This is a genomic window from Myxosarcina sp. GI1(2024) (assembly GCF_053543375.1).
Map to the genome: position 1 here is coordinate 291,529 of NZ_JBKGTY010000003.1, position 12,060 is coordinate 303,588.

The following is a 12,060-nucleotide window of genomic DNA, read 5'->3' on the forward strand; positions in this document are numbered from 1 at the left end:
TAAAGCTCGAACTAATTAAAATTCGCCTTTCAATGCAGCATTACAGCGATCGCAAATTGTCGGATCGTCGGCAAAACTTCCTACACTTAGAGAATAATTCCAGCAGCGATCGCATTTCTCGCCATCGGCTTTAACTACAGCAATAGAAGCCAAACTAAAATTACTCCGATACTCTGCCTGTTGAATTGCATCCAAACTGTCTACTAACTCTACTTGGGAAGCCAAGAAGAAATAGCGCAATTCGTCTACATTTTTTTCGCTTATAGTATCGGAAGAATCATAAGATGCTAATTTTTGGCGTAACTCGGCATCGGGGATATCAAGCAGTACCTTAGCATTTAAAGAAGAACCAATTGCTTTAGCTTTTCTCGCTTCTTCCATTACCTGGTTTACTTCATCCCGTAGATTACGAATGGTATTCCAGAACTCGTTCAATTCGGGTTTTCTCCATTCCTCCTCTATTTTCACCCAACCAGATTCAAATACCGATTTATAAGGTGTTTCATATGGTAAAAATTGCCAGATATCTTCAGCCATATGGCATAGTACGGGTGCGATCGCTTTTGCTAAATTTTCTACCGCTACGGCGAGTACCGTCTGGCAGCTACGACGACGGAATGAGTCTATGCTGCTGATATATAGTCTATCTTTAGCAATATCGAGATAGAAATTAGATAAATCGACGACGCAGAAGTTTTGTACGGTTTGGAAGAAACGATAAAACTGATAACTCGAATAAGCTTCTGTTACCTCATCAAATACTTCCGTGATGCGATGCAGCATATATTTATCCAGTTCGGGTAAGTCTGCATAAGCGACGGCATTTTGTTTGGGATCGAAGTCGTGTAAGTTACCCAATAAGAAACGAGCGGTATTGCGGATCTTGCGGTAAATATCCGATAGCTGCTTGACGATGTTATTACCAATGCGAACGTCGGAAGCATAGTCTACCGAAGATACCCAAAGTCTCAAGACATCTGCACCATAAGGAGGTTCTTGTTTTTGATTCTTGCCACCCTCAACAATTGTATTGGGATCGACACCATTACCCAGTGATTTACTCATTTTGCGCCCCTGTTCGTCGACGACATAGCCGTGAGTCAGAACGGTTTTGTAAGGTGCAATCTCGTTAATCGCGACACTGGTAAGCAAACTAGATTGAAACCAACCTCGATGCTGATCCGAACCTTCTAGGTACATATCGACGGGATATTTTAAATTTCTACCTTTGACTACCGCCGCCCAAGAAGAACCAGAGTCGAACCAGACATCCATCGTATCCATACCTTTACGATAGGTGCGTCCGTTATTGCGATAGGATTCGGGTAACAATTCCTCTACACACAGTTCCCACCAAGCATCAGAACCTCGTTCGGCAATAATAGCTTTGACGTGGTTTATAGTCTCTTCAGTTAACAGTGGTTCGTTGGTTTCCTCATCGTAAAATACGGGGATCGGTACGCCCCAACTGCGCTGACGGGAAATGCACCAATCAGAACGCTCTCTTACCATAGGAGTAATGCGATTTTCTCCTTGGGCTGGTATCCAAGTTACAGTAGAAATTGCTTTTAAAGCTTCCTCACGAAATCCCTCTACCGAAGCGAACCACTGTTCGGTAGCGCGAAAGATCGTAGGTTTCTTGGTACGCCAGTCGTAAGGGTATTTGTGAGTGTAAGGTTCGTGCTTTAACAATGAGCCCGCTTCAGTTAAGGCTTCGATAATCGCCTGATTTCCTTCGCTAACTGTTTCGTTGCCTTTAGCAATCACGTTTAAACCGGCAAACTTACCCGCATCTTCAGTAAATTTTCCACCTTCGTCTACAGGAGAAAGAATGGTCAAACTATATTTTTGTCCCGTGATGTAGTCTTCTTGTCCGTGTCCGGGTGCGGTGTGAACCAATCCCGTACCAGATTCAGTAGTAATGTAGTCGCCACCGATGACGACTTGGCTTTCTCTGTCAAATAGAGGATGTCGATAAGTCATGCCTTCTAGGGCTTTACCTAGTAAGGTAGTTTTTATAGTCAAATTACGTTCTAAAGTTGCCGATAATCTTTCGACTAAATCTTTAGCGACTATCAAATAAGATACCCCTTCCTTTGCCATCATTGCTTCTACAGTAGGTAAGGGCGGACTTAATTCGACCACCGCATATTCTAAGTTCTTATTAACCGCAACTGCTAAGTTACCGGGAATAGTCCAGGGAGTTGTCGTCCAAATCGCGACATTTAAATTGGGTAAATATGCTTCTAATGTTTTGGCACCTTCTCCTAACTCAGTAACTGTAAACGCGGCATAAATACTAGGGGAAGTGTGTCCTTCTGGGTATTCTAATTCTGCTTCTGCTAGTGCCGTACGAGAACTAGGACTCCAATGAACTGGTTTCAAACCACGATAGATATAGCCTTTTAGTGCCATGTCCCCAAATACACCAATTTGTGCTGCTTCGTATTCGGGAGTGAGGGTAAGATAGGGATGTTGCCAATCCCCCCAGATGCCGTATCTCTTAAAGCCATCGCACTGTTCTTGTTGTGCTTTTAGGGCAAATTCTTTGGCTTTTTGCCTCAGTTTGAGAGGAGTAAGTTCTTTTCTTTCTTTGGACTTAATTTTCTGTAAGACTTTCAGTTCGATGGGAAGCCCATGACAGTCCCAACCAGGAATATAATCAATTTTATGACCCTGTAGCAATTTGTATTTATTGATAATATCTTTAAGAATTTTATTCAGCGCATGACCCATATGTAGGGAACCATTAGCGTATGGCGGACCATCATGGAGAATAAAGGGTTGTTTGGGATTATTCTGCGACAATTGTTCGTAAATTCGATGTTCAGACCAAAATTGCTGTAATTCTGGTTCGCGAACTTTGGAATTTGCCCGCATACTAAAATTAGTTTGGGGCAGATTTACGGTATCTTTATAGCTCTTTGCTTCTGTCACAGTCAATCTCGATCTGGCTAGGGGTTTAATTGTTTATTTGTATATTATTACTCGATCGCCCGATGTAAAGCATTCGATATTTATTTTAAAATTTTGCTGCTAGTTCATTAAAGATGAGAACCACGAGCGGAACCATAAGTGAAGTTGGATACTGGTCTGGCTTGGCAGCCTTTCTGTCAACTATCGGATACGATCTGGTGCAGATATTACAGGTTATAGGACTGCTCCGTTTTCCGCTCGACGAGAGCTTAATTTATGGAACGTCTCTCTGTATCGTCATCCCCTTCCTTATCGAGATGCTTGCGCTCCATTATCTAACGGCGAAAGACAAACAATTCTGGACCCATGCGTCGCTGATTTTCACCATCATTTATGCGGTTTTTGTGACGGCGAATTATGTCGTCCAACTAGCAACAGTGATTCCTGCCAAGTTAGTCGGAACATCTGAGGCTATTGGCATCTTGGAACAGACTCCCCATTCCATGTTTTGGGACTACGATGCCGTGGGGTACATATTTATGGGGTTGGCGACCTTGGTTGCCGTTCCAGCACTGACTGGCGTTGGTTTTGAGAAGTGGGTCAGAATCTCATTTATTGCCCATACCCTGGTGACTCCGTCGATCGGCATCGTATATTTCTATCCAACGTACTCCCAAAATCTGCTATTTCTGGGTTTTCCTTGGGGTATTACTGCGCCTCTTTTCATGGTGCTGCTGGCAATCATGTTACGCAGAAAACAGTTTACCGAAGCGGACTGAACCCAAAGTATCAGCTACATTCTTATTATTTTATTGTTAGTATGATTCAGTTGGAGGGGCGTAGTTCCGAGGCAGCCTGGGAACGGTAAGTGCCCGATGACTTCATTTTGTACTAGCAGCAATTATCGAAGGGAAATTATGTTGAAGTCTGGTCAATTGCTTAGGCGTAGAGTATTAAGATTTGTCTTATTGATCGCGATAATTTCGAGTATTGCCATGTTTGCTTTTAACTCAGCGGCGCTTGCCGATACAAAATACGATAAGGGAGCAGATAAGGCTGAAACGGCGGCAGATCGGGTAGTAGAACAAGATGCTGTCAAGGAGCGCTTTGGTAAATCGGAAAGTGGTGACCAGTTACTAGATAATGCTCGCAGCAAAGCTAATAAAAAGCTTAAATCTCTAGCAGAAGAAGCTAAATCGGAAGATGATGAATCTTTACCCCATAGTAAACGTCTATTTCTGCGTAATCTCGAAGAAAATAACTAGCAATATCTATGGCGATCGCCGAATATTTTTCTAGACTGTGGCGCGGTAAAACTTCTCGCTTTCTAACTTTGTTGGTACTCTGTTTTGCTTTAGCTGTAGGTTGTAATAACAGTCAAACCCCAAATCAGGCATCTAACAGCAACCGCATTTCCATAGGAACTACTCTCCAGGCGCGTACTCTCGATCCGGCTGATAGCTATGAGTTGGCAGGATTGAATATTATCTATAACGTGGCGGAAAGCCTTTATACCTATAAATTGGGTTCGACGGAAATTCAACCTTTGTTGGCGACGGCAATGCCTCAAATAAGTCAGGATGGTTTGACCTACACCATTCCCTTACGCCAAGGGGTTACCTTTCACGATGGTACTGCTTTTAACGCCGAAGCGATGGCATTTTCTCTCGATCGCTTTATTACTAACGGTGGTAAGCCAGCTTTTTTATTGGGAGATGTAGTAAAAAATATCGAGGCGGTTGGAGAATACGAACTGCAAATTACTCTCAAACAGCCTTTTGCCGCCTTTCCCGCCTTACTTGCTTTTCCGGGTGCTTGTGCGGTGTCGCCTCAAGCCTATAAAATTGGTGCGGGAGAATTTAATCCTAATATTTTGGTGGGTACGGGTAGGTACCAGCTAGCCGATTTTAGTAGCGATGGAATTAGTCTCAACGTTAACCCAGACTACTGGGGAGAACAACCAACTAATGAAGGAGTAGATCTCCAAATTTATGCCGGGAACTCGGCTAATTTATTCAACAGCTTTCGCACTGGTGCGATCGCCGTCGCCTATCAATCACTAGATCCCAATCAGATTCAGAACCTTATTGAAGGTGCTTCAGAAGATAAGTGGCAGGCAATTGCCGGTTCGGGAACGGTAATCAACTATTTAGTCTTAAATTTGCAACAAGAACCATTAAATCGTCTAGAAGTAAGACAAGCGATCGCTTCGATTATTAATCGCGCTTTAATCGATCGCCGAGTATTACAAGAACTGGCAGAACCGATTTACAGTTTGCTGCCGACAGCCTTCGATTCTTATCAGCCTACGTTTGAAACTATCTATGGCGATGCTAACGTAGATAAAGCCAAAGATTTTCTACGTAATTCTGGTTATTCCTCAGTCAATCCGGCGATCGTCGAAATTTGGTATCCTTCTGGTTCGATTACCCGGGGTATTGTCGCCGAAACTATCCAAGCTTACGTCGATTTAGAATTAGACGGTGCGATACAGTTCGTTCCCAACAGCGTCGAATCTGCTTCCTTTTTTAGCAATATCAGCCAAGGAATATATCCTTCAGCCTTAGTAGACTGGTATCCCGACTTTCTCGATCCAGATAATTATTTCCAACCCTTTCTTAGCTGTAGTCGCGGTTCTGCCGATGTAGGTTGTCAAGAAGGTGCGGCTCAAAGCCGAGGCTCGTTTTACTATAGCGATCGCGCCAATCAACTAATCGAGGCAGAAAGAAGAGAACGAGATTCCCAAAAACGTCAAGCTATTTTTGTCGAACTGCAACAACTCCTCGCTCGGGATGTCCCCTATATTCCTCTATGGCAAACCGAAGACTATGCTTTCGCTCAAAACAATATTAGCGGAGTTACGATTAATCCCAGTCAAAACTTTCCTTTTTGGACGATTGGCAACACGACTAACCCAATAAACGATGAAGCAAAAGCCTCTAAGTGATGGAATCACTGCCTCTCATATTGCCAAGAAAGCTTCGGCAACCCGACGCACTATATATTGCGCTCTCTCGCTCGGAATTATCTTATGGTGTGGCTTGCCTACTGGTATGGTGGCGCAGACAAATTCTTCGACAGTACAGAGTGTAGACAATCGAGATATTATCGCTGCATTAACTGAGGCTGACGTGGTCTATCTGGGAGAAAATCATGACAGTATCGAAGATCATCGGGCACAGTTAGAAATCATCGCCAAACTGTATCGCCAAAATTCCAATCTGGCGATCGCCTTGGAAATGTTTCAACGTCCTTTTCAGCCCATTTTAGACCGCTATTTAGCTGGAGAAATTGACGAAGCTCAATTGAGAAGGCAAACCGAATACGATAAACGCTGGGGTTTTGACTGGGAATATTACGCGCCAATTCTGCGCTTTGCTAAAGCTCACAATCTACCTTTATTAGCGATAAATACACCCACAGAAATAACTCGCAAGGTCGCCGAAAATGGTTTAGAAAGTTTGACCGAAGCCGATTTGCGCTATATTCCGCCAGTAAGTGAAATTGACACCGACAACCAAGATTATCGTGCCGCAAGCCGAAAGATCTATCAGGCTCACAACCATTACGGACACGGAAACAGCGATGGCTTCGACAATTTCTTTGCCGCCCAGGTATTGTGGGATGAAACCATGGCTGCCGCGATCTCCCAATACTATCGAGATAACCCCCAGACTCAGATCGTCGTGTTAGCTGGAGAAGGTCATGTAGTATACGATTACGGAATTCCCGATCGCGTTGCCAGAAGAATTGATGATGCTTCCTTTCGACAAACTTCGGTCAGATTGGGAGCGATCGATGACTCCTCTCTAGCTGGCGAAGGCAAGCCCACTGATTTTATCTGGAATTTCTAATTGGCGATCGCCAGCGATCGCCAAAGAATTATGTTCCCTAATTATTAACTACTAACCATCAACTCAGGCTTGACTCTCTCAAAGAGTTACCAATTAAGCAGTTGCGATCTTCTGCGCTTTTCAGTTGAATAGAACACAACCGAGCGACTTTTTTCTTTTGCTTCCTGACTCCTGACTCCTGACTTCTGCCTAATACCAAGATGTAGTCTACCCAAACGAAAACTGCTGTTAGTTCGCCAGCAAGTCCCAGAACTTAGTCTAGTTAGACTAGTCGTCAGCCAAACACCAAGCCAGAAATAGCAGCGATCCCACAGCCACACCCCACCAGCTTAGATAACTGATTCGGTCGATTATGCCCATGGGAATAAATACTAAAACTGTTGTCAGTAACCAATTTCCGAGCAAAAGTAGAATGAACGTTAAAAAAAACATAATATTCATAGTCTGTGCTTGCCGATGAAATTTTTTTCTTATTACAGCAGTTGGTTTATAGTCTGGGATATTAATCAAAGTTAACTAGTCGCTCGAGATTGAGAAACTAAACTGTACTAGTAGTTATGTCGCGTAAATCCCTGTAATTCCCCCGTTCTATATCTGTTACTAACAAAAAGGTTTTTAATATGGTAGAACACAAATAGTATTATAATCTAATCGACATTAAGGAAATAAGCAATAATTAGGAGAATGACCAAACAGAAAAGATGGTGTAGACTAGAGACGGTCGCTACAGCTATCGGTACAATTACCATATCCACTTCGAGCGCGCTCGCGCAAAATACCCTCGCTCACTTAAATCTAGTATTAGGCTTCGAGCGAGCCACAGCGGTAGTAACTGGATATACCAACGGCTCTTACTCCTTAGCCTCGATCGCCAATCGCGATCGACACGACAAACCCTGTATGGGTTATGGCGATCCCAAACCAGATCACACTATGGTTTTACAAAATGATTTCGAGCAACTATCTCTCCATGTAAATAGTGGCGGCAAAAACACCACTCTAGTAGTTAAAGGTTCGGGTAAAGAGAATATTCGCTGTGCTTTTGGGAAGAAAGCAATTAGAGATGCTCTCCTACAAGATACTAACTGGCAACGAGGGGAATATCATATTTGGGTGGGTTCGATGCAGCCCAATCAGAGAACTACCTATCGGCTTTCCGTAAAGCAGTAACCCAAGTGTAGATTTCACTTCAAAAGTTAGATTCCCGAAATTGATAGAGAAAGGTAAAATAAAAATCGTTGAATGTTCGAACAAAATTCATGTTCTCTCAAGCGATCGCAGACTTTCGCATTGTCTTTAAGCGCGACCCGGCAGCAAGAAATTGGTTAGAAGTTTTAGTTTGTTATCCAGGTCTACATGCTCTCTTTTTACATCGTTTTGCCCACTGGTTGTACTGCATCGGCATTCCTTTTTTTCCCAGATTCGTGTCTCATTTGGCTCGATTTCTAACGGGAATTGAGATTCACCCAGGAGCGCAAATTGGCAGAGGAGTCTTTATCGATCACGGTATGGGAGTAGTAATCGGCGAAACAGCCATTGTCGGCGACTATACAATCATCTATCAGGGAGTAACTCTGGGAGGTACGGGCAAAGAGACGGGAAAACGCCATCCAACTTTGGGAGAAAACGTAGTAGTTGGTGGAGGAGCCAAAGTCCTTGGCAATATTCAAATCGGTAATGACGTTCGAATCGGTGCGGGTTCTGTGGTTCTCAAAGATGTTCCCTCTAACTGTACGGTAGTCGGCATTCCTGGGAGAGTAGTCTATCGTTCTGGAGTTAAAGTCGATCCTCTAGAACACGGCAATTTACCCGATTCTGAAGCGGCAGTCATTCGCAGTCTGCTAGACCGCATCGAATCTTTAGAAAGAGAAGTAAGGCAACTCAGACAATCTCAATCCGATCGTAGCTCTCTAGTTACGGCTCTGTCAGAAACAAATGACAATGAATTAGACCCCTGTTATCGCTCTAACAATAGCTGTTTGCTCAGAGATCGAGAAATTAGAGAATTTTTAGGAGAATATGACTAGGGATTAACCGAGCGAACCGACCAAGTGCGATCGCCTCGTAAGCAGTGTAAAAAACGATTTTGTGGTTCGCCTTTTAATTCTAAGTGGTCTACTTTGGTAGGGGTTAGTAATAGCAGACAGAAGTTAGGTAAAGGTGCTTGTTTATCGGGAACTGCGATCGCGAAAGCGCCCCGCTCGGCTCGTGGCTTTTCTGGATGAGGCCAAGCGAACTGCGACCGCGCTCCATCGGATAAATCGTGCCAAGTTGTTTGCCGTGCCGTCTGTAAATCTTTATCGGCAAAGTCTGCCGTTACTAAAGTCAAACTACCCGTGAGGCGAAACTGTTCCCGAGTTTTGGTAAAGTACCAGCAGGCTTCACTTTGAGGTAGATGCTCGATATCTCTAATTTTTTTACTGCGAGAGTCTACGGCGATTTTGAGATCGTTGGTATTGACGAGAAAACCTCTAAACACCACCGTACGATTGGCTGGAGTACTTTCTGGAGTAACGGTTGCTAGTTGTAGGTATCGAGAGTGGGGTTGAGAGCGATTGCGATGAATTGCCCGAGCTAGGGGCGATCGCCAAGAAGCAAGAGACATTTAAAAAGTTATAATTACTGCCATGCTGCATTTTGAATATTCTAGTACGATCGACGCGCCTCTAGAGATAGTGTGGCAATTTCACGAACGACAAGATATTCTCGATATTTTGACTCCACCCTGGCAACCGGTTACCATAGTGCGCCGGGAGGGAGGATTAAATGTTGGGGCAATTAGCGAGTTTCGCCTAAATCTCGGTCCAGTTCTCGTTAAATGGGTAGCCAAACATATTGAATGTCAGCCCCAGCGAATATTTACCGATATTCAAGTTGAAGGTCCGATGCAGTCTTGGCAGCATCGTCATCTGTTTAGTTCAGAAGGCAATCAAACCAGATTGACCGACGCGATCGACTACCAAATACCCGGAGGCTGGCTGGTAGAATTGCTTTTGGGTTGGTGGGTAGATTCTCGTCTCAAAGAAATGTTTCGCTACCGCCATCAGATAACTCAAGAAAAATGCCAAGTTATCTCGACAAAAGAATGATCCTCGAGCGCGATCTAGAGTAACCGCCACCGAGCTTTCTCCTAATAAATCTATCCTACTTCAGTCTTCGGCGTGAGTAGCAAGTATAGAGAAGGGACGACAAGTAAGGCACTTAGGGTTGCGGCAATCAAGCCAAAAATAATCGCGCTACACAACGGCATCCAGGTTGGATCGCTCAACGCTAAGGGAATCAAGCCGATAATTGTGGTGATGCTAGTAGTCAATACCGGTCGCAGGCGGTCAGCAACCCCATTAGCCGCCGCTTGCTTTTTTTTTATCCCCTCTTCTTGATAGCGGTTCATGGTATCGACCATGACGATCGCATCGTTGACCACAATTCCCACTAAGGCGATAATGCCGATAAAAGCAGTAAAAGAAAACCGAATCCCGACCAGGAAAAAACCCCCGAACGTGCCGATGGTGGTAAAGGGAATTGCCAGCAGAATAATAAAGGGCTGTCGGAAAGAACCCAGTTGCAGCACCAGTACCGCAAACACTAAAAAGACCGCCAGCGCTAGTGCCTGTCCTGCCGAACCAAAGGTTTCTGCTTGGTCTTCTGTTTCACCGCCAAAGCTATAGCTGTAGCCTTGAGGCCAGGACTGCTGCATTTCTTGGAGACTTGGTTCTAACTCTGCCAAAATCTGACCGACGGTATTGCCTTCATTTTTCGCGAGCACCGTCACCGTACGTCGTCCGCCAGGACTAACCGCTGGGTTGACAGCAAAAACTTCCCCTCTGGCTCTGGCGGCAGCGACCAGGGTTTCTTGATAGGTATCGCCGACTGCGGTTTCGGCGATCGCAGTTTCTGGAGCTACAAAAGCTTCTTGATTGGGACGAACTCGCTCCCCCGTGGGACTTGCTAGCTCGACAATTACTTCGTACACACTCGGATCGATGATCACCATGGGAATTCGCTCTAAAATACCTTGGTAATCTCCCCCTAGTTGGGTGGTAACCAGCTGAGGCGTGAAATATTCTCCTTCGGTGTAGTTAAGATAGGCAATTACACCATCGAAGGGGGCATAAATGCTGGCACCTTCTAATGCTACCTCCGCCTGCGTCACTCGCGCCTGAGCGGTATCGATTTGTGCCTGGGTAGCTTGGAGCTGTTCTCGAGCGGCTTCTACCTCAGCCTGTGCCGCCTGTACGTTAGCTTCAGACTCCCGGAGAGTTCCGGTGCGGGTATCGAGTTCGGCAGCAGAAATAGCTCCCTGTTCAAAGAGAAATTGATAGCGTTTGAGTTGGGTTCGAGCTAGATCCTGGCTAGAGCGGACTCGCTTGAGTTGAGCCCGTGCCCGGGCAACTTGAGCTGCGGCGGCGGCTCGCTGTTGTCGTGCCTCGGCTAAGGCGGCTTGCGCCTGCTGCAGGTCAGCAACGAGTTCGCGATCGTCAACCCGTGCTAGCAGTTCGCCTTCCCTGACAAAGTCACCTTCTCGTAGTCTGCGACCATTGCGATCGGCAAGATAAGTAATATCGCCTTCTACTTCAAAAGTCAGATGCTGATACTCGGCAGCCCGAACATGGCCCTCGCTTGATACCCAAGCTCGGATCGGTTCTCGCTCGGCAGTTGCCGTCCTTACCGACAAGGGAGCAGTTGCGGTCGTCGTCGCTTCTTGTCTGGAATTTTCCTGGAGACGCATCACCGTTATGCCGCCAATTACTAAGACAATTCCCAGCACCGGAACTAGCCATCAATATTTCTTTAAAGTAGATTTGAGTTGATTTTCTGGAGACTCGTTCTGGTTTTCCTCGTCGGCTCTTATTTTTTCTGGTGGAGGCTCGCGAAACTTTGTCTCGTTAGAATTGTCGTTGCCGTTTTGCTCTTTTAGCTCTTCTGGCTCTACAGCCCATGCTTGCTCAACAGCATCCTTAGTGGTGTCATCTGAGGCAACGTGTTTGTGTTTAGTTGATGCGGACTTTTCCTCGGAGGACATAAAAATAAATTGATTAAAACCGATCGATCGCAATCTTGCTAACTAATACCAAATCAAAAGCGCGAACGAAACTTTGCCCTTACCAAAATGATGTGTAACATTCTGTTTTCAAATTGGTATAGAGTCTTGACCTAGAGATCTAACTATTCTGCTCGGGACAGGATGACTGAGACAGAAGGTCGATCTAGATCTAGATCTAGTTGTAGTTGGCAAATTCATCGCTCCCAATTTTGAGCATTGCCTCTCGTTTCTCCTCTAGCAAATCCA

Annotated in this window: 11 protein-coding genes and 1 pseudogene; 7 read left to right on the forward strand and 5 right to left on the reverse strand. The window is 45.0% G+C overall.

Translation table 11 applies throughout. From position 1 onward, the window contains the following. Positions 1–15 precede the first annotated feature (15 nt). Positions 16–2,937: an isoleucine--tRNA ligase gene (gene ileS, locus ACLFKQ_RS14935; protein ID WP_449000598.1), complete on the reverse strand. Its 2,922-nt coding sequence runs from the start codon at positions 2,935–2,937 to the stop codon at positions 16–18. Between the two features lie 161 nt (positions 2,938–3,098). Here ileS and ACLFKQ_RS14940 point away from each other — a divergent pair, with 161 nt between their 5' ends. The 4 genes from ACLFKQ_RS14940 to ACLFKQ_RS14955 all read left to right on the forward strand — a co-directional run bounded on the left by ACLFKQ_RS14940 (position 3,099) and on the right by ACLFKQ_RS14955 (position 6,770). After that, positions 3,099–3,695: a hypothetical protein gene (locus tag ACLFKQ_RS14940; RefSeq protein ID WP_449000599.1), complete on the forward strand. Its 597-nt coding sequence runs from the start codon at positions 3,099–3,101 to the stop codon at positions 3,693–3,695. Between the two features lie 216 nt (positions 3,696–3,911). Next, positions 3,912–4,181, forward strand: coding sequence for a hypothetical protein (locus ACLFKQ_RS14945; RefSeq protein WP_449000600.1), 270 nt, complete (start codon positions 3,912–3,914; stop codon positions 4,179–4,181). A gap of 8 nt (positions 4,182–4,189) precedes the next feature. Continuing rightward, a complete protein-coding gene (locus tag ACLFKQ_RS14950; protein ID WP_449000601.1) occupies positions 4,190–5,863 on the forward strand; it encodes an ABC transporter substrate-binding protein in 1,674 nt (557 codons plus the stop codon). Then, positions 5,841–6,770: a ChaN family lipoprotein gene (locus ACLFKQ_RS14955; RefSeq protein ID WP_449000602.1), complete on the forward strand. Its 930-nt coding sequence runs from the start codon at positions 5,841–5,843 to the stop codon at positions 6,768–6,770. The genes ACLFKQ_RS14950 and ACLFKQ_RS14955 overlap by 23 nt, the downstream gene beginning before the upstream one ends. A gap of 267 nt (positions 6,771–7,037) precedes the next feature. On the opposite strand, the gene ACLFKQ_RS14960 is transcribed toward ACLFKQ_RS14955, so the two are convergent. Continuing rightward, entirely contained in the window at positions 7,038–7,211 is a 174-nt protein-coding gene (locus ACLFKQ_RS14960; RefSeq protein WP_449000603.1) for a hypothetical protein, read from the reverse strand. Between the two features lie 243 nt (positions 7,212–7,454). Between ACLFKQ_RS14960 and ACLFKQ_RS14965 the strand changes: the two genes are divergently transcribed. Both ACLFKQ_RS14965 and cysE read left to right on the forward strand, forming a co-directional pair. Continuing rightward, a complete protein-coding gene (locus tag ACLFKQ_RS14965; protein ID WP_449000604.1) occupies positions 7,455–7,940 on the forward strand; it encodes a hypothetical protein in 486 nt (161 codons plus the stop codon). An 89-nt stretch (positions 7,941–8,029) separates the two neighbouring features. Next, the gene (gene cysE / locus ACLFKQ_RS14970; protein WP_449001043.1) at positions 8,030–8,797 is read left to right on the forward strand and encodes a serine O-acetyltransferase; all 768 of its coding nucleotides are present in this window, start codon (positions 8,030–8,032) and stop codon (positions 8,795–8,797) included. On the opposite strand, the gene ACLFKQ_RS14975 is transcribed toward cysE, so the two are convergent. Then, entirely contained in the window at positions 8,794–9,375 is a 582-nt protein-coding gene (locus tag ACLFKQ_RS14975; protein WP_449000605.1) for an Npun_F5749 family FMN-dependent PPOX-type flavoprotein, read from the reverse strand. The two genes, cysE and ACLFKQ_RS14975, sit on opposite strands and share 4 nt — an antisense overlap. Positions 9,376–9,397: 22 nt before the next feature. Here ACLFKQ_RS14975 and ACLFKQ_RS14980 point away from each other — a divergent pair, with 22 nt between their 5' ends. Then, positions 9,398–9,859 carry an SRPBCC family protein gene (locus tag ACLFKQ_RS14980; RefSeq protein WP_449000606.1) on the forward strand — a complete coding sequence of 154 codons (462 nt, stop codon included), beginning with the start codon at positions 9,398–9,400 and terminating at the stop codon, positions 9,857–9,859. 50 nt (positions 9,860–9,909) lie between these two features. On the opposite strand, the pseudogene ACLFKQ_RS14985 reads toward ACLFKQ_RS14980, so the two are convergent. After that, positions 9,910–10,554 (reverse strand): annotated as a pseudogene (locus ACLFKQ_RS14985) (efflux RND transporter permease subunit); the annotation flags it as partial. Between the two features lie 996 nt (positions 10,555–11,550). Continuing rightward, the gene (locus ACLFKQ_RS14990; protein WP_449000607.1) at positions 11,551–11,793 is read right to left on the reverse strand and encodes a hypothetical protein; all 243 of its coding nucleotides are present in this window, start codon (positions 11,791–11,793) and stop codon (positions 11,551–11,553) included. Positions 11,794–12,060 lie beyond the last annotated feature (267 nt).